The organism is Acinetobacter sp. UC24323 (genome assembly GCF_024151445.1).
Classification (GTDB): Bacteria; Pseudomonadota; Gammaproteobacteria; order Pseudomonadales; family Moraxellaceae; genus Acinetobacter; species Acinetobacter baumannii.
The window spans coordinates 24,321-45,009 of sequence record NZ_JAHIBY010000016.1 but is presented as its reverse complement, the minus strand read 5'-3'; the positions used below and the strand labels follow the sequence as shown (position 1 = coordinate 45,009).

The following is a 20,689-nucleotide window of genomic DNA, read 5'->3' as shown; positions in this document are numbered from 1 at the left end:
ACTCTTTATATTATTATAAAAACCCAACTACAATTAAAATAAAATAATTAGAATTAAAAAAATAAAAAGCTCCTTTTTATTAAGGAGCTTTTTATTTATATGGTTAAAATTTTAATTTAATATTTTTATAAATTACTCTGATTGATCGCAACCGAACGGGTTGCTTTACGCTTTCGGGTCACAAACAAACCGCAAACCACCACACCTAAGGTTACACCTAAAGATAGAGTCGTTTCATAACTATAGGCTGGTGAGAAGAACATATAAGCCAATACACTTAAAATAATGATAATCACAAACCAAGTCAGCCATGGGAATAACCACATTTTAAATGGAATTTCCGCTGCAGCCGCTTCTAGCTTATGTCTTAAACGTAGTTGCGAAAACGCAATAACCAAGTACACGAGTAAAGCAATTGACCCTGTGCTTGAGAGCAATAAGCCAAAGACTTTTCCAGGAAATACATAGTTAATGACACAGCATACTAAACCAATAAAAGTTGAGGAAAACACCGCAATTGCTGGTACACCAGCATAGTTCACTTTAGTGACTGCCTGCGGTGCTTCATTGCGTGTTCCCAAACGAAATAACATACGAGAAGAGGTATAAATTGCCGCATTCATACAGCTCGCCACGGCGATAAACACGACCGTATCAATAATAAGTTTAGTGCCTGGTACGTTTAAGCTCATTAAAACGTATTGGAATGTCCCGTACTTTTGTAAGTCCGGTGAACGCCAATCGACAAGTGAAACAGCAATAAACATTGAGACCACGAAAAAAAGAATAATACGGTACAGCACCAAATTGGTGGCACGTCTAATTTTCTGTTTAGGGTTAGATGACTCGGCTGCGGCAATTGAGACAATTTCCACCCCAAAAAACGAAAACGCTGTGATTAAAATGGCAGATAAAATTCCCCCCATACCGTGCGGCATAAAACCAGCGTTGTTGTATAAATTAGCAACACCACTGACATTTTTAGCTAAAGGCCAAATACCTGAAATTGCCAAAATACCAATAATAATGAAACCAATAATGGCAACCACTTTGACCAAAGAAAACCAGAACTCAAACTCACCAAAACTTTTGGTACTAAAAAAGTTGGCCAAGCTTAAGAACACAATAAAGCAAAATGCATAGATAGAAACCGAAACGCTCGGAAACCACGAATGTAAAATTTCTGCGCCAGCAATCGCTTCTACCGGAATCGCAAGCACCCAAAACCACCAATATAACCAACCAATAGTGAAGCCTGCCCACGGGCCAATCGCTTTACGGGCATAGGTAGAAAATGAACCGGTGTCCGGCTCTAAAACAGCCATTTCACCCAACATTCGCATGACCAGAAAGACCATAATACTGGTAGTGAGATATGCAAGAATGACCGCTGGGCCTGCTTTAGCAATTGCAGAAGATGAACCGACAAATAAACCTGCACCAATAACACCGCCAATACTAATCATTGTGATATGGCGATTCGAAAGTCCTTCGCCTAATTTTTTTGTTCTATCATTATTCATATTTCATTCCTTAAAAATATATCCATAAAACAATCTATTACATGTTTAAAAATCCTTTGCTAATGAAAAAGGGAAAACCTGATGTTTTCCCTTTGTTGCAGACATTAATTTAAAGTTGGCATTGAGAACTGTTTTGCTTCACGGACTTGAGCCGAAGGCCAGCGCTGTGTAATGGTTTTACGGCGTGTGTAGAAACGGACGCCATCTGGACCATACGCATGTAAATCACCAAACAGTGAACGCTTCCAGCCACCAAAGCTGTGGTAAGCCACAGGTACTGGTAAAGGCACGTTAATACCGACCATACCCACTTGAATGTGGCTGCTAAAATAGCGTGCTGCTTCCCCATCACGGGTATAGATACAAGTACCGTTGCCATATTCATGGTCATTAATCAGTTGCATCGCTTCTTGCATGCTATTCACACGCATAACTTGCAACACAGGGCCAAAAATCTCTTGTTGGTAACTGGTCATGTTTGGTGTGACTTGATCAATTAAAGTTGGTCCAACGAAGAAACCTTTTTCGTAGCCTGTTGGTTTTGCATCACGGCCATCGACCACAATTTTTGCGCCTTGCTGTTCTGCACTTTGAATATAAGCCTGTACTTTGTCTTTATGTGCTTGGGTAATAAGTGGCCCAAAGTCGTTACTTGCATCGGCATAGTTACCGAACTTCAATTTTTTCATTTCTTGAGTCAGCTTATCAATCACAACATCGGCAACTTCATCGCCAATAGCAACCGCAACCGACAATGCCATACAACGTTCGCCCGAAGAGCCAAAAGCAGCGCCTAATAATGAAGTCACTACGTTATCAATATCAGCATCGGGCATAATGATCGCATGATTTTTTGCACCGCCTAATGCTTGGCAACGTTTACCTGTTGAAGTCGCTGTACGGTAAATATATTCAGCAATTGGCGTCGAACCTACAAAGCTGACTGCCTGAATACGTGGATGATGCAATAAGGCATCTACCGCCTCTTTGTCACCATTGACCACATTAAACACGCCGTCAGGTAAACCGGCCTGTTTTAAAAGTTCAGCAAGGTATAAAACCACAGAAGGTGCTTTTTCAGAAGGTTTTAAAATAAAACAGTTACCGCAAACCAGTGCCATTGGGAACATCCATAAAGCAACCATGGCCGGGAAGTTAAACGGCGTAATACCAGCGACAACACCTAGCGGTTGGAACTCGCTCCATGAGTCGATATCTGGACCGACATTTTTTGAAAACTCCCCTTTTAAAAGCTCTGGTGCGCCGCAAGCATATTCAACGTTTTCAATACCGCGTTGCAATTCGCCTTGAGCATCATGAGAAATTTTGCCGTGTTCTTGCCCAATCAAAGCGCAAATCTTTTCGGCATTTTGCTCTAATAATTGTTTGAACTTGAACATGACACGTGCACGTTTAATGACTGGTGTATCACGCCATGCAGGAAATGCTTGTTCGGCCGCCTGAACTGCTTCATTTACCGTTTGTGCATCTGCAATTTCGACTTCTTTACTAATTTCACCCGTCGCAGGATTGTAAACTGGCTGTTTTCTTGCCGTTTTAGATACAATTCTTCCTTGAATGAAATGCCCTAGCACTTTTTTGGCTTGTTCACTATGCGTACTATTTTCAGTTGAAACTTCGTCATAGCTAAAATCTTCTAGGCCATTTGTCATTGTTGTTACTCCTTACTACAATTAGTTTTCAGATCAAACTGTATTTTTCATTTAGATTTTGAAGATGGGTCTGTTGGCATTACAGACCTCGGTAAAATACCTAATAAATCTTAATTCACTTGATAAAGCGCATCGCCCACAGCATTCATTAAGCGGTCAATATCTGCTTCTGTACTGTTAAACATTGGACCGAACTGAAGCGTGTCGCCTCCAAAGCGGACATAGAAACCTTCTTTCCAGAGTTTCATACCAAGCTCAAAGCCTCGGATGGTGGCATCGCCATCACGCGGAGCTAACTGCAAAGCACCAATCAAGCCACAGTTGCGAATATCTAAAATATGCGGTGCGCCTTTTAAACCATGCAGCATTTTTTCAAAACTTGGTGCCAATGCTGCCGATTGAGCCAACAGGTTTTTCTTCTCTAAAATTTCAAGGGCGGCTAAAGCGGCAGCACAAGCAACCGGATGTGCCGAATAGGTATAGCCGTGGGTAAATTCAATGGCATGCTCTGGTAAGTCTTGCTGCATAAAGGCAGAGTAAATTTCATGGCTTGCCACCACACCACCTAAAGGAATAGCACCATTGGTCACCTGTTTCGCAAAATTCAAAATATCTGGTGTTACCCCAAAATATTCTGCCGCCGTCCACGTTCCTAAACGCCCAAAGCCTGTAATCACCTCATCAAAAATTAACAAGATGTCATGCTGATCACAGATCTCTCTTAAACGTTGTAAATAGCCTGTTGGCGGCACAATACAACCCGCAGAACCAGAAATAGGCTCCACAATGACGGCTGCAATATTTGAAGCATCGTGTAGCTCAATTAACTTAAGCATTTCATTGGCAAGTTCTACCCCGCCTGTTTCTGCACAGCCTTTGGTAAAAGTTAAATCAGGTTGCAAAGTATGAGGTAAATGGTCTACATCCATAAGTTGTCCAAACATTTTACGGTTGCCGCCAATCCCACCTAAACTTGTCCCTGCAACGTTCACACCATGATAGCCACGGGCACGACCAATCAATTTGGTTTTACTTGGTTTACCTTTAATGCGCCAATAGGCGCGTGCCATTTTTATAGACGTATCTGCCGACTCCGAACCTGAATTGGTAAAGAAAACGTGTTGTAGTTTTTCAGGCATATGCTGAACAATTTTATCTGCCAACTTAAAAGACAATGGATGACCAAACTGGAACGCCGGTGAGTAGTCGAGCTGACCTAACTGAGCGCTCACCGCTTGTTGAATTTCAGGCAAGGTATGACCTGCGCCACACGTCCATAAGCCTGAAAGTGAATCGAATATTTCACGGCCAGAATCATCAATCAGATAAGACCCTTTGGCACCCACAATCATACGTGGGTCTTTAGCAAAGTTTCGGTTTGCTGAAAAAGGCATCCAGTGCGCCTGATAATTTATGTGCATATTATTATTAGTTTGAACCGCATCCAAAGTATGCTCTGAGTCGCTAAATTTATCCGTATCAAACATAACCATTCCTGTTTATTTTCAAATTATGGTTTGAGTGTACATAGCGAGATAAGTTTGATAAATTCAAATTATCTTGAGTTTAGATTTAAAAAAACAAAACTAAATGAAACCTAAAAAATTAAATCAAGTCACTGATTTTGATATAAAACTTCTAAAAATATTTAAAACAGTTTGCGACTGTCACAGCTTTACATCAGCCGAAAGTATTTTAGGTATTAGCCGCTCTGCAATTAGTTTGCATATGAGTGATTTAGAAAATCGTCTGGGTATTCGGCTGTGCCAACGTGGCCGTGCCGGCTTCGCCCTGACCGATGAAGGACGGGAAATTTTAGAATATATCGAAGTGCTGACAGCAGCCATTGAAGACTTCCGTTCTAAAGTTAACCAAATGCATAACCGTCTTAAGGGTGAATTTAATATCGGCATTATTAACAACCTTGTGACTATGCCTAGAGGCTATATCACCAACACCTTGACACAACTTGCCGAGGAACATGCCGAGGTTATTATTAATATCAGTATGAGTACCCTTTCAGATATTGAATGCCGTGTACTTGATAACCGTTTGCACGCAGGTGTTATCCCCCTTGTTACGCCTTTGTCTGGTTTAGACTATTTCGATTTATATAATGAAAGTTCATTTTTATATTGCGGCAAAAATCATCCTTTATTTAACCAATGTAGCAACATTAATTTAAATGAATTAAAAAAATGGCAAGCCATTCTTCCTAATTATGCGATTACCTCGGAAGCAGCCAAGTTGCATCAGCTTTTAGATTGTAAAGCGACGGCAAGTGACCGCGAAGGTATTGCCTTTCTCATTTTAACCGGAAAATTTTTAGGTTTTTTACCCGACCACTATGCAAAAAAATGGGTTGAAGACGGTGTTATGCAGCCTGTTTTAAAAGATAAAATGCACTACAGCACCCCTATATGCTTAATTACTCATAAGGGTAAAAATCACAATAATATTTTAAAAACCTTTATGGAAATGCTTGAGAAGCGAATAGCTAACAATTAAAAGTACCAAATATTTCAGTAGAATTTATATTTATTAGTATAATTTAATCTCCTATTTTTATTAATAAAAATATATAATTTTTATTTCACATTAGAGATAACTACATAAGGTCTATTCATGAAAAAAATTTCAAATTTAACAGCCTCTCTTTTATTTATTATATTAACTGGTTGTGGAGGAAGTAGTTCAAGCACTAATAATACAGAGAATCTATCATCCCAAACTAAAGAACAATCTCCACAAGAAACCAATACTCTAAAGTGTAATCGAGGGATTCTACTCAACTCTACACTTTCAACAAATACAATTTTTGATGAGCCCTTATATTCCCTTACATACAATTATAAGCAAATACCTACAGGCAATAGCTTCACTACTATAAGACAATTGTATGCAGATGAATTTCAAAGAAATGGGCAGATGATATATTCATCACCAAAAGCAATTTATAATGTAACCGCTGACGAAATTGAAAGTAGTTTAGCTGAAGATGTTGTACAAACTTATGACCTTAACTCTTTTGGCCTTTTCACTAAAAAGACTTATCAAAAGCAAAATAATGGTTGGCCTGAGGGCTATATTGTTGCCTCACAAGGTTCACAAATTACGACTGCTCAATTTAATGATAGTTGTAGCTTAAATTCAGATAATGTTAGTTTCGATTATGAGAAAATTAATGTTTCTGGTAAAAAAGTAGCTGATATTTTCCCTCCTAATATCATAAATTCAATACCAAAAGATTCAGACTATATTTATATTAGTGATCAATTTTCTCGTATTCTTAAAGATAATCAAACAGCCTTTGCAAATTTAGTAAATAGTAATGCAACTTTCCCAAGTGGCTCTTTTGTTTATATCCCAAAGTCTGTTATTTATAACAATACAGAATTTTATTTATTTGATAGCTCACTCACTGATTTCAAAACTCTAGCTGAATGGCAACAAAAACTTTATCCAAATTTTAATTATAAATTTGATACTGTTGCTGGCTATAAAGTGACTTATTTTGTAGATAGTGCAGGTAACCCAATTTTTGAGAATGGTAAAGATCCAGCCATTGAAATGAATGGTAAAATTTACGATGGTGAATGGCAAGTTAAAGGCAATGTTATCTCTGAAACCTATGGCGCACCAAGTAATTTTATTCCTAACTATCATACAAAAGGTGAATTTGCTTTATACAATAAAGCTAGTTATGACTTTATTACTGCCCAAATTCAAGCTTACTATAAGTAAAATTTAAAAGCTGTATATCCCAAAGTACTTTCTTAATGTAATTTGGGATATTTACCTACCCCTGACATACTAGTAATAAAAAGTAATCTAATGCGTTATTTCCTTTATACGCATCGTTCTTGTCTAAACACTGAATAATTGCGCCTTCAATCATATATAAAAATAGTTTGGCATCATTAAATGAAGCATCAAATTTAAGTGTTCTAAGTTGACTATAAATTTCATTTTTTAACCATGTTCTATAGCGCACCGTGGTTTGATAGGCGTTGGGATAACTATTTTTAATTTCAAAAATAGCTTTAAATAATAAGTAATACGGCCCTTCTAAATCAGTATGTAAATAATAAAGATTTTTAAGTTTATCTATTGCGGGGGTACTTAAGTCACACTCAACCATTGCGACCAATTGCGGTTTTGCCATCGTTGTATTGATTTGCGAAGTAATCTGCTGCCGCTTCACTTGCAACTGCTGCACTACCACCCGCTGCCGGATTACCTCCATTTAAGTAAGCTAGCGTTGCACCCAATATCGCATGACTTGCTAATTGTTCTGCCTTGTTATTGTCCTCACCATGCCCAAACTTCTCTCCAATCATATTGGCTGCATAAGGGGCAAGTGTATTAGACCGCCAAGTGCGCCTGTGACAGCCATAGTCACTGCATTCAAGGTTCGGCTTTTATCTCGTTCTATAATCAATCACCAAATATATAATAAACATAAAAAAGAGCTATTGTTTAACAATAGCTCTATCAACTTATTTTTGATCATTTATCAAGTAAATTTAAGAAGTCATCAAAATTATCTGCCACTTAAAAACTCATATTTTTATGATTAAAATATTGAATATGATATATATATGAATATTGATAGAGTCAATATTATGAATATGACTCTCATACCAATATCAAAATCATTAGAATCTGTATTTACTGCAGGAAATCCAACTGGTGATCCATTATATATTGCAACAATGAAGGCTAAATAAGATAAAACTAAAGCAAAAAACTTCTCACCAAATATAAAATTATCTAATATAATTAAGCGACCAATAATTAAAAGACCGATACAGGCACAAATTATAACAATTATCCTTCTATATTTGCCCATAATATAATTCAGCAATATATCTTTAATCATTTTCCGCACCCAATTTGTTTAGGATTTTTTTCACAACTTATAACACCTCCAGGCACCTTTTCTGCAACTTTACCTGATGCTTCACTAAAAATCTTTTCTACTGTCTCAGAATATAACCTGTCCCCATCTAATGTTTTTACACCACTAACAACTTTACTTGCAGCGGCCCCAGCTACTGAAGAAAGTCCAATTTCTGCTCCCTTTTGATATATAGATTTTTCATCATCTAGTAATGTACTAGCTGTACCTAATAAAGTACCAGCTCCTAGTAAATAAGGAGAGGCTGGTGTTGGATAAAGACCCGCTGCAGTAGAGATATCACTCAAAGTCCCTGAGGTGTCAGAAATATCTTTTCTTAGTTTCGTATCATGATATTGCCCACATGCACCTGAATTTGGATTAATACCTTTTGCTTGACATTCTGCACGCATTTTAGCAATAGTCTTCCCTGCTTGCTTGTTGCTTGCTTCTGTCACTATCGAAAATTCATTATTCTCAACAGCATTCTGCCCAATCACACCTGCCAACTGTGCATTCGATGCTGAATCACCTACCGTACCTCCAACAACTGCGCCAATCGCTGCTGTTAAATCTCTAATACCTGATTTGATGTTCTCTGGTAATAAATTTGCATCAAACTTACCTGTTTCTGGATTAATCGCTGTTTTGCCATCATTGTATTGATTTGCGAAGTAATCTGCTGCCGCTTCACTTGCAACTGCGGCACTACCGCCCGCTGCCGGATTACCTCCATTTAAGTAAGCTAGCGTTGCACCCAATATCGCATGACTTGCTAATTGTGCTGCCTTGTTCTTGTCCTCACCATGCCCAAACTTCTCTCCAATCATATTGGCTGCATAAGGGGCTAAGGTATTTGCAGCAACTTGTAAATCGGTTTGTCCACCAAGGGCACCCGTAATTGCTGTAGTTACCGCATTTAAAGCACGGCTCTTGTCTCCGCCCATACCCCATTGCTGGGTTACTGCTTTTTCCTTGGCAAGCGCTGCATCATAAACACCGTATTGTGCTAAATATGCATCCTTCTCAGCTGCAGTCATCTCTTTCAGTTTGGTTTGTTCTTCCGAACTTAATTGACTGGTAATCTGTTTCCCAATCACTTCTTTTTCTGCTGCTGCATTCTTGATCTGGTCTTGGGCATAAGTACGGGAGGCAGCCACAATTGTTGACGTCGCATCCGCTACTGTCTTTTGCTTATCTAAAATAGTTTGTAAGTTCGGCAAAGTCTCAACCGCTCTGTTGGCTGTAGAGGCATCACTATGAATACCGAGTTGCTCAACTGTAGTCGACTTTCCACCTACCGTAATATTACCTGCACTTAAAGTCGCATAAGTTGTACTGCTGTCTTTGTCAGACTCATGTTGCGGTAAGCTTGGGCTAAAGCTGGTTGCATTACGCCAGTTATCATTATTGGTTGGTTTCGGTGCTTTACTATCTCCTGGAGAAGACTTGCCGCCGCCAAGACTTGTACCACCCGACAAACTCACGCTCGTCGCATCGTACTCGCTTTGGTTTTCGATATTGCTAAAAGTTAAACGGTTTGTAGTCAGATCATTCTTATCTTTAGTTGCAGTCGAAACAATTGCACCACCTTTTAGGTCAACACCATCCGCTTTTACATGGTAACCACCATCACCAGCAAATAAACCAGACTGCTGATTAACGCTATTTGAATTGCCCGAAGCCTTACTGCTACTAAAATTACCCGAAGCTTGCCATGCTGAACCAAGCGAAGCTTGTAAGCGACCGCCTGCTCCAGTTTGTTTGGTATTTTGTTCAACTGTGTCTTGTAAACTTTCAACTTTAAGTTGACCGCCTACATTTGCATCAATACGATCTGCTTTTGCCTGCGCTCCTCGTAGTGTGGTGTCACCTTTACTGGTTAAACTGATATTTTTTGCATCTAGTGTTGTTTGGTTATGTGTATTGCTGTCTAAATGGTTACTTCCTTTTCCAAATCCAGCCTCACCATAAATATAAACACCTGTTTGTGCACCAACAGATGCTCCCACTCCAACACTTAAACCTGCATTGCTATTTTTACCATCGGCTTTATTTTGGCTTTGGCCAGATTCCAGCACAATATTTTTTGCAGAATCTAGATTAATCTTATCTTCTGCTTTCACCTGAGTATTTTGAAGGTGAATATCTCCATTAGTACTGGTTAAGTTGACATTGCCGCCAGCTTTCAGGTTGTTTTGTTGCGAAGTGGCATAGCTGCTATTTTGCTGGTTTTTACTGGTACTAAAACCAATGCCAGATTCAGCTTTAAATAGTGCTCCACCTTTTATATCACTATAAGTTTGGTAACCTTGAGCACCTGCTGCAACAGCTTGTAATGCTTGTGTACGGTCATCCGCTTGACTCTTTGTGGCTTTATCCGCTGCATTCACTAAATCAATAAGAGGTGAACTCACACGGCTAAATTGTCCAACTTTTAAGTCTTTGCTATTTTCAGATGAACTTCCCGTGTTATGGCCTTCTAAAACCTGAATATCTTGCGCTTTAATATTTAGATCTTTTGCAGCAATAACATCAGCAACTTGTTGGGTATATTGACGACCGGCCTGAATATTCACATTGCCTTCTAAACTACCCACCTGACTACGTTGTTGTTCAACACTATTACTTGTACTTTGGCTCTTGCCACTCATATAGCCATAGAACTGCTCAGTATCTGAAATCTGCGCGCTACCAATACCTTTATTTGAACTCTGCTCACTTTGGCTTTGGCTGTTCTGGCTCGACTTGATATTGATATCACGAGCAGCATGGAGATTCACATCACCTTTTGAGGCAACCGAACTACCTACAACATTAATATCGCCTTGCCCTGTTTGCAGGGTTGTTTTCCCGCCAACCGAAAGCTGAGTTCCCGTAGTTTGTGTACTACGACCATCACCTTGATTTTTGTTTTTAAATGTTCCGGCAGGTGCAGCCCAATCACGGTTATCAATACTAAAACCACTTTGTTTACGATCAACCGTCTGCTCTGAATGGCTCTGTGCAACATTTAGGTTAATATTTTCCTTAGCATGCAATAAGGCATCACCTTCAGCTGAAAGTTGTGCACCCTGGCTATTAATACTTCCTTCTGTTGCAATAATATTTAAATTGCCTTTAGCTGTAGCTTGGGTAATCACAGCCTGAGTGCTGGATGTATTACTCACCTCATTTGTTTTTTTGCTACCTGCTTGAATGGTCACTGGCGTCATCGCCGCCATAGAAGCCTTACGAGCAGCTTCACCTTGGGCCATCACTTGACCAACGGCGCTATCAGAGAATTGACCATTGTTCATACTGTTTTTGTAAGCAGCTGCAGCAGCCATAGCTGGAGAATAGGTCACGCCAACCGAAATACCAGACTGTTTGCTATGAACTTCTGAATGTTGCTCATCAGTTGTGTAGCCCGCATTCAGGTTCACATTGGCACCTTTAAGGTTCAGGTCTTTACCTGCATCTAAAATAGCGGCTTCTGTGGTCAAATCTTTACCAGCGATAATGGTCGTATCACCCGCTTTACTACGAATCATACTTTGGGTAAGTGTTGTAGATTTTCCATCCTCTTTTGTATTTAAGCTCGATTTTCCATAACCTACACTTGCCACACCATCAGAAAGACTCGCTTTAAATCCTGATTTCTTGACAGTCTGCTCTTGTTGATTGGAATAATGATTTTCCGCAGCCACAATATTGATATTTTCTTTAGCCTGAATCTGAGTCAACTCATCAGCGACCACTTGGCTACCACGAATATTGACATTATTTGCATCGAGTAGAACCTTTTTACCACTGATTGTACTTGCTATCGCTTCACTCGCTTGATCATGAGTAAAACCAGTATCGGTCTTACTACCTAAAGTTCCTTTATGTTTCTCATACCACTGTCGATCAAATTGGCTGGTCTTACGACCTTCCTCAATATCTAATTGATTAACGGCAGAGATTTGAGCCGTACCCTGTACACTATTTAAACCCGAACCTTGTATTTTAATATTTTGCCCATTTAACAATAATGAGCCATTGCTATTAAGCTGACTGCCAACATCTTGGGCTTTCTGGCTGGTCGTCTGATTCTGTATATCACGGTAAGTACTCAGTTTATAACCCGTTTGTACTGTGCCAATATCAACATTTCCTACTGTATTGATCACTGAGGCGCCATTGCTGTTATTCAGCTCAGCAGCTTTAAGAACTGTATTTCCGGCAACATCAACCATTAAAGTTGCCTTGTTCGGTTGAATCTTATTACCACTACCTACATAAAGCCCAGCAACACGATCTACACCGGTTGTGCTTGCACTAAAATCACCGACCTGACTGGTTGATGTTCTGGTTGTCGTCTCAATCTTGAGGTTGCCACCGACTTTTACAGCCATTGCATCTTTGGCACTGATTTGACCACCAATATTATTGAGGTCTTTTTGAGTCGTAATATCAACTGTATTCCCCTGAATACGTCCCTTCAGATTATTAATATTATCTGCGGTAATTTGAACAGCTTCTCGTCCAGCAATGGTTGAACCATTCAGTAAATCACCATTTAATTTAAAGTTAACGCTATTACCTGTCAGTAAAGTACCATCACCCTTTAAATCCCCCACACGTGCTTTTACATAAACTTGCGGAACAAGCGCTTTTGTTTTCGTTCCATCCTGTAACGTCACGTCTTTTTCAACTAACCAGACAATATCACTGGTCAATTGCGCAATTTGTGCGGCACTTAAAGCAATACCCGGACGCAAACCATATTGCTTGGCAAAGGTCACCCCATTATTCATCAAGGCTTTATATTGTTCCTCATCGGATGCATAACCTTCCAAGAAGCGATAACCAGTTAAGTTAGTTATCTGATCTTGCACCATACGCTGCTCATAAAAGCCATCTCCTAGACGTTTTTGTTGCAATGCAGGGTCAAGGCCTAAAGCATTCAACATATAGTCCGAAGACAACCATTGGTTGTAATTGGTAAAGTTCGGGTCAGTCTCAATGAGATAACCTGCTTTACTATCAGCTCCTGTTCTATACAAGGCGTTATTGGCAACTTTAATATTGTTGTTATTAATGGTACGAATTTCGAGTTGCTCCCCCGTACCAGCTTGATCTGGTGCAGTGGCCTGATCTGAGGTGGAGACACCTGAAACTTGAGAAGCTTTTTGACCTTGTAATTGGTCCAAAACAGAGATTTGAGTGGTATTGTCTTTTTGTTGAACGTTAGATGAGTTTCCATTCAGCCCTGAAGTTTGAACATCAGTTTTTACAGAAGTTTGACCTGCTGTTTGTAAATTTTTATTTTGTGCAACACCTGCTTGCTCAACAAAAGTTGTATTAGATGTAGCTGTTAAATCATTAACATGAGTTGTTTTGATCTGTGCATTCGTGATTGGATCACCAGCACTCTTAGAAACAGCCGTAATATCTTGATTCGTTTGGTTCAGCTCATAATGATCGGCGACCTGACCTATTGGCACATCAATTGTTGTTTCACTTAAAACTTCAAAAGGTCCTTCCCAATCACCTTCATATTCCCAATGTTTATACACTGTCCCCCGATCTACAACCTTTCTAGTCCCTTTTATGCTATTATCTGAAACAATAGCACCCCCCAAATTAATAAGCTCTCCTCCAGCTAAAATTTGGCTCTTATCATTAAATACCTGTGCACCACTTAGATCCAGATTTCCGCCTGCTTTAATTTGACCCGGAGCAGATTCAATGGCTTTGGTTTCATAAGTAATTTCACTATAGGTGTATCTCATCCAATCTTCAAACCAGTTACCACCATCATATTGACCGTCAAAGGTACACCAAGCATTACAGAATTTTTCTAAGCCATCTATACGTGATACTTCAACATTATCATCGGTTATGAAATGCTTATTAACATTATTAATCTGTGCGGCAGATAAGCGCATGTTACCTAAAGATTCAATGGTCGCGCTCTCATTGTTAACCACACTGGCTTGACCAGTCGCTTTACGGTTCTCATCTAAAGCACCGCCTAAATATAAATTTGCAGCACTGAATATAAGTGCCTGACTCACATAATCTTGTGTATTTGCCAGATTATTTAACACTCCCACACCAAGGTTCATATCACCTCGTGAAGCAATAACTGGAGCCCTACCTTGAATATCTGGCAAGTTATTTAAAGTGTTAGCGCTAATCGCAAGATCTGTACCATAGATACGACCTGTACCTTGGTTATTTAAAGTATTTGCTTTTAGTGTGGTGTCATCACCATTGATCAGCCCGGTGTTATTAATCTGATCTTGTGCTTCAATTTGGGTATCGTGACTTTCAATTTGAGCATTGCTAGTGTTAGTTATATTGGCTGCATTTAGTTTTAAGATATTGCCAGCATTAATTTTTCCATCGTTGGTAATATCCGAAGTTGTACTTAGACTCAGATTTTTATTCGCTTGTAATTGTCCTTCTTGAGTCTGCTTAAAGCTTTCTTTCAGCGTAATATTCGCGTCACCCAAACTTGCAATCTGACCATCACCCGTAAGCGATTGAGCTGTAATATTTAAATTCTCACCCGATAGTAATTTGCCTTTTTGGTTATTAATAACCAGCTGATCACCTTGTAAATTAAGCTGTTTAACGGCGCTGATTTCACCAGATTGGTTGTTCAACTGTCCGCTAACATTAAGTACAGCATTTTGGTTACTACGGATTGCACCAGACTTGTTATTCAAAGTTTGGGCGCTCAAGTTTAGATTTCCAGCATCAATACCTTGAACAGACGTACTATCCGTAGTTAATGTGTTTTTGTTATCTAACTGCTGAGTTACAAGATCTAGCTGCCCCGTGGCCATGATATGGCTATCTGGGTCTGTTGCCACCAATTTACCTTGGTTGTTGACCTGTTCAATGGTCAACTGCATATCACCCATCGACAAAATCTGACCAGATTGGTTATTTAGCAGTTGGTTTTGACCTGTCCCTTGTAATTTCAGGTTTTGGGTTGCAAGCAATGTTCCTTTGTTATTAATAACCTGATTCGCACTTAAATCTAAATTTTGTCCACTTGCAATGTAACCTTGCGTATTATCGAGAGCAATAAGATTTTTTAAAGTGAGATTACCTTGGCTAAGTAATCCCCCTTGTGTACCGCTATTGGTATTCATAAGATTCTGCCCATTGGTATCAAGCACAAGTGATGTTTTTGCCTGCACAAGACCCTGATCATTATTAAATAGACCAGATGAAATCGAAACCAGATCTGAGCTAATCGTACCTTGTTGGTTAGTGAATGCCTGTTGTTGACTATCTATATTTATCGCTTTTAATGATGTAATTTTGCCTAATTGGTTATTAACACCACTCGCTTTAAGATCAATTACGCCAGACGACTGTAATGATCCGGATTGATTATTTAAAAGTGAAGAACCTGCATTAATATTTAATACACCATTCACACTTCCAATTTTACCTTTTGTGTTATTTAAACCATTACTGTTAAGCGTAAGATCCTGTCCCGCTGCCAAAATACCTGTTTCATTATTCAAAAGACTTGTGCTTTGTAGAGTAGCTCTACCTTGTGCATTGATCTGTCCTGATAATGAGTTATCAATTGAGCCAGCTATCATAGACATATCTTGTCCAGATTGGATAATACCGGCTTGGTTTTGTAACGCTTGTGTACCCGCTTGAAGTGTCAAATTACCTTGGGTTGCCAGCTTCCCTTGATTGTTAATCAAACCTTGACTATGGATATTGAGGTTTTGATCAGCAACAATTGAACCTTGGGTATTATTAATATTTTTTTGGCTGTTTAAATCGACTTTACCCTGAGCGCTGATGTGTCCAGCTGTATTGCCTACAGATAAGGCTTTTGCTGTTAAATCAGTTTTTGCCTGTAATACGCCAGACTGATTGGTAAGAGCCTGATCCCCAGCATCAATAGCTAATCCAGCTTGAATGCTGCCAATCTGTCCTTGATTATTATTTAAACCTTTACTGCTCAAAGTTACATTTTGGTTTGCAACCAAAGTACCCGCCTGGTTATTGATAAGCCCAGCACTAATGATATTTAGTGCATCTTGTGCACTGATTTGCCCTTGCTGACTGTTATCTAAAGTATTCACTTTCAGATTCAAACCAGCACCACTCAGTAAATGGCCTGCTTGACTATTATCTAATGCTCCATTAATTACCAGATCTAAAGCTGAACCACTACCTGACTGAATCATTCCAGCCTGATTATTTAAATTCTGAGTTGTAATTGTAGTGTGAGCATTCGATGCAATTTTTCCAGCTTTATTGCTGACGTCACCTGTGCTTGTAATTGTATTATCGGTAAGCGCAAGAATAGTGCCCGAATCATTATTCAAGTCACCACTCGTGATTTTAAGACTCGTTCCTGCTTGAAGCGAACCCGAAGTATTTAATAATTTTTCTTTTTGAGCATCAATGGTTAATGAACCCTGAACACTACCAATTTGCCCCGACGTATTATCCAAGCCCTGACTTTGAATAGAAACGTTCTGATTCGCGGCCATTACCCCAGTTTGGTTATTAATTGCTTGTTGCGATAAAACAGTTAAGGTATCTGTAGCATTAATTTGGCCTTTATTACTATTATTTATTGAGCCTGCTGTAATTTTTGTAGTGTTGCCCGTCAATTTGCCTGACTGACTGTTATCTAATGCACCTTTGATATTTAAAGTAAGATCAGCATTTGTCTCAATTGAACCACCTTGGTTATTCAGACTTTGTCCCGTAATTTCTATGGCATCGCCACTTTGAATTTGACCTTTAAGGTTGTTTAATTTCTGAACTTTTAAGGCCAATTTTTTTTGAGCAGAGATAAGACCAGACTGATTATCTAAATTTTGAGCGCTTAAAGTCAGATCCTGAGCGGCAAGTATCTTGCCTGATTGATTACTCAAATCGCCTAAACCAGCATCTAATGAGACATTGCCCTGAACGCTACCAATTTGTCCTAAATCATTGGCCAGACCTTGACTCTGTGTAGTCACATCTTGTTTAGCAATGATTTGTCCAGACTTATTGTTAATATCTTTACGGCTTATTAAAGCAAGCGAGCTTTGGCTATTCATGAGACCAGATTGGTTATTAATCTGGTCAGCACTTACAGATAAATCTTTTTCAGCTTGTAGAGTTCCAGAAGTATTATTAACTACACCAGATCCTGCATTGATCGCTACAATGCCTTGGCTACTACCAATTTGGCCACTGCTATTGTCTACACCATTAGAAGTAAGAGTGACATCTTGATTCGCTACAATTTTACCGGACTGGTTATTAATGATTCCCAAGCTGGTCAGAGTTAATGCATTTTGTGCAGAAATGAGACCATTTAAACTATTATTAATAGAACCAGCTTGAATAACGCCATTCTGTCCTGCGTAAATTTTGCCTGATTGACTATTATCGAGTAAGTCTGCCACATCAAGTTGTACATCATAATTAAGAGCAGAACTTAACTGACCACCCTGATTATGAAGAGTAGTCGTTTTTAGTTGTAAACCCGATTGGCTCTGAATAAAACCTAATTGGTTATTCATTTGATCTTTAATCGCTAAGGTGAGCGGGTTTAGTGTTCCGCTCTGAACCATTTGACCTTTTTGATGACTCAAACTATCTGCAGAGATATTGATCTGATTCGCCGAAGTAGTTGCTCCATCTAATACAACTTGTCCACCCTTCAATAATAGCTGTCCATTACTGAGAATCTGGCCTTGTGCACCTTGCAATTGATCGGCAGTGATATTCAGTTGCTGATTCCCTGCATGGATAATCTTTCCAGTTTCATTATTCAGAGCAGACGTGTTCAGGTTAATTGAAGATGCATTACTGCTAATTTCACCTGCTTTGTTATTTAAACCGTTCACAAAATCTAGGGTAAATTCATTATTGCCCGTATGCTGAATTTTACCTTGACTATTATCTAGCTGTTTTGCTGTAAGGATGAGGTCCTGACTACTCAATAGGCCTTGCTGATTATTAATCAAATTCTGGCTAGTCAGTTTAAGTTGATTCTGGGCAACTACGCTTCCAGCCTGCGTAGAGATGTTGCCTGTCACACTATCTAGCTCAATATTTTGTGCCTGCAATTGACCTTTTCCCGCATCAATATTGCTTTGCACTTGTACTTTTAAATTACCGCCAGCTAAGGTTTGCCCATGTAAACCGACTTGATCTGAACGAATAGACACATCACCAGCATCACCTAATTTACCTTCACGATCTAGGCCCGCAGCAATCAATCCACCTACACTATGTTCTAAAGTTGAACTGGTAATCTGGACATTTTTTCCAGCCCCCAAAGTACCAGCATTCTGAATATTTTGCCCTGTAACTGTTAAATCCTGATCAGCATAAACACTACCCGTGTTTTTAAGTTGATCATGCTGTAACTTTATTGATTTAGCGTGAATCTGACCTTGAGTATTATCAAACTGCTGGGCAGTACTGTTTAAATTTTGCTGAGCTGCGATAGATCCCTGGTTATTATTAACAGTCACATGTTTCTGATTAATTTGATCTGCAACAATTTGTCCAGCTGTATTATTAAGAGATTGGCTATCTAAATTTAAATTGGTTTTAGCCTGAATGAGCCCCTCAGTATTATCAATCGCTTTATTCGCTTTAATATTTACAGCTTGGTTTTCTGAATACACAACACCTGACTGGTTCTTCAAATCACTTGCATTAACGTTGACAGTTGCTCCACTAGCAATTTGTCCATCAACATTATTCAACTCACCACTTACAGCTAAATCAAGCTGTCCAATTGACTGGATTTTTCCGCCTTTATTGTTGGCAGACTGAGTTTGAATATTAAGAGTACTATTAGAAGCAAGCTGACCTTGTTGGTTAGTGAAAGTTGAGGTCTGGATATTGGCACTTTTAACGGTAAGCTGACCTTGGTCATTATTAAAGCTATTTCCTTTAATATTGATAGCACCTAAATTAAGTTGGCCGCCTTGGTTATCTAAACCATTTTGGCTGTCTAGATCTACACCACCATTGGCAACGATTGCGCCTTGATCATTATTCAGCACATCTGACACATGGATAAAACCAGTATCGTAAGTTTTTGGAGTTGTATCTACTGGAGTTACAACACTTAAACTTCCACCATCTTTAGATGGATCTGTTGGGACCGTTGGAACACTTCCACCTGTAGATCCCCCTGTACCACCACCAGTATTACTCTTAGCAATTCCAATTTTACCGCCAAGGTTTGTCATTGAGCCTGATTTTAAATCAAGCCCTTGTAAACCAGTCTGTTCAATAGAACCGCTATTTTTTAGTTTTGTAGAGTTAATTGCTATTCGGGCAGCATTTAACGTACCACTATTGGTAATCGTATTCTGATTTTGAAGATGTAACTCATCAGCACTACTGATTAGACCAGAGTTATTTAGATTTTGACTCTCAACTGAAATTTGTGAAGTTGCGCTACTGATATTACCTGTATTCTGAATGTTTTGAGCTTTAAGTTGCACCTGATCTTTATTTGCAATCAAATTACCACTATTGACCAGATCACCTTTTGCATTCAGGGTAAGGGTGCTTTGAGTACTGTTAATCGAGCCAGCATTACGAACACCTAACCCTTGCTCTGTCCCTACCAAAAAGATTTTACCAGCATACATTCCACCAAGCTGGCCCACATCTAAGGCAAAGTTCGGCTGAGGTGTAGATGTAGGCCCTGTAGTTGCTGTAATTTTAGGAGTAACTTGGTCTTTGACTTGAATGTCATTTTGTCCAAGTACCGTGTTAAGTTCATTGGCATATAGTCCTGCATTGACCTTTAAGGCACGCGTATAAATATCGGTATATGGTGTTAAGCTTCCATTTAAGCCTTTACCTTCAATCGTAACCTGACCTTCACGAACACGGAATGATTCAAGATAACCTTGATTCATTACCGCTTGTCCGGTTGTTAAAGTAAAACGGTCTGCATTAATCACACCACAGCCATCACAAATTAGACCTGAAGGGTTTGCAATGACGACTTGAGCTTGTTTTCCGGCAACTTCGATATAACCTTTAAGCTGACTTGGGTTACTGCTATTAACCTCGTTCAAAATAACTTTGGCTTCACCTGTTGCAAGCCAAGGATTACCTTGTACCCATCCACCAATCTGGGTTTGAGTGTTATTACGCGAGTTATTTAAAATGACACCTTCTTGACCAACATCAAATTGTGTATAGGTATTCCGCGAAACACCACCCGCACTTGGTGTCTGAATATTGACCTGAGGTGTTCCATTGGCACTATTTAAAATAGTTGGCTGCTGTGATGTTGGAGCACCTTTGTCTGCAATGATTTGAGTTCCAGCAACACTACTCATTGGCAAGCTGATTACCAATGCCCCTAAACAACCAATAACTGCAAAGTTAAGTGGATTTAATTTTTTATAATGAATAGTGGGAACAGAAGACGTCACCACACCTGTTTCCATTGTTCCCTGACTTTGCCCTGCTTGCTTAGTTTTACTTTTTACAATCTCGGCAACAGCAATAAACATACCGCGAGCATGACTAAAAATAATACGATAACGGTTCTTATTCATTTTAAAATCTCACTAAATCTTTTTTTAATACAATTG

General features: G+C 39.2%; 6 protein-coding genes and 2 pseudogenes. 2 read left to right on the top strand and 6 right to left on the bottom strand.

The genetic code is table 11. From position 1 onward, the window contains the following. Nucleotides 1-125: 125 nt before the first annotated feature. From KNQ97_RS17480 to KNQ97_RS17470, 3 genes are all read right to left on the bottom strand, one after another. Nucleotides 126-1,523 (bottom strand): amino acid permease, encoded by a 1,398-nt coding sequence (locus KNQ97_RS17480; RefSeq protein ID WP_253612523.1) that lies wholly within the window; start codon nucleotides 1,521-1,523, stop codon nucleotides 126-128. A gap of 104 nt (nucleotides 1,524-1,627) precedes the next feature. Beyond that, entirely contained in the window at nucleotides 1,628-3,196 is a 1,569-nt protein-coding gene (locus KNQ97_RS17475; protein ID WP_109090267.1) for a CoA-acylating methylmalonate-semialdehyde dehydrogenase, read from the bottom strand. Between the two features lie 110 nt (nucleotides 3,197-3,306). Next, nucleotides 3,307-4,689, bottom strand: a complete 1,383-nt coding sequence (locus tag KNQ97_RS17470) for an aspartate aminotransferase family protein (RefSeq protein WP_140987305.1) — start codon at nucleotides 4,687-4,689, stop codon at nucleotides 3,307-3,309. A 97-nt stretch (nucleotides 4,690-4,786) separates the two neighbouring features. On the opposite strand from KNQ97_RS17470, the gene KNQ97_RS17465 reads away from it, so the two are divergent. Together KNQ97_RS17465 and KNQ97_RS17460 are read left to right on the top strand one after the other, a co-directional pair. After that, nucleotides 4,787-5,704 carry a LysR family transcriptional regulator gene (locus KNQ97_RS17465; RefSeq protein WP_253612522.1) on the top strand — a complete coding sequence of 306 codons (918 nt, stop codon included), beginning with the start codon at nucleotides 4,787-4,789 and terminating at the stop codon, nucleotides 5,702-5,704. 117 nt (nucleotides 5,705-5,821) lie between these two features. Further along, entirely contained in the window at nucleotides 5,822-6,940 is a 1,119-nt protein-coding gene (locus KNQ97_RS17460) for a hypothetical protein (RefSeq protein ID WP_005128286.1), read from the top strand. Between the two features lie 55 nt (nucleotides 6,941-6,995). On the opposite strand, the pseudogene KNQ97_RS17455 reads toward KNQ97_RS17460, so the two are convergent. The 3 genes and pseudogenes from KNQ97_RS17455 to KNQ97_RS17445 all read right to left on the bottom strand — a co-directional run. After that, nucleotides 6,996-7,343: pseudogene (locus tag KNQ97_RS17455) on the bottom strand (TetR family transcriptional regulator); the annotation flags it as partial. Continuing rightward, nucleotides 7,330-7,536: a hypothetical protein gene (locus KNQ97_RS17450; protein ID WP_005128283.1), complete on the bottom strand. Its 207-nt coding sequence runs from the start codon at nucleotides 7,534-7,536 to the stop codon at nucleotides 7,330-7,332. The pseudogene KNQ97_RS17455 and the gene KNQ97_RS17450, both read right to left, overlap by 14 nt. A gap of 922 nt (nucleotides 7,537-8,458) precedes the next feature. Further along, nucleotides 8,459-20,653: pseudogene (locus tag KNQ97_RS17445) on the bottom strand (hemagglutinin repeat-containing protein); the annotation flags it as partial. Between the last annotated feature and the right edge of the window lie 36 nt (nucleotides 20,654-20,689).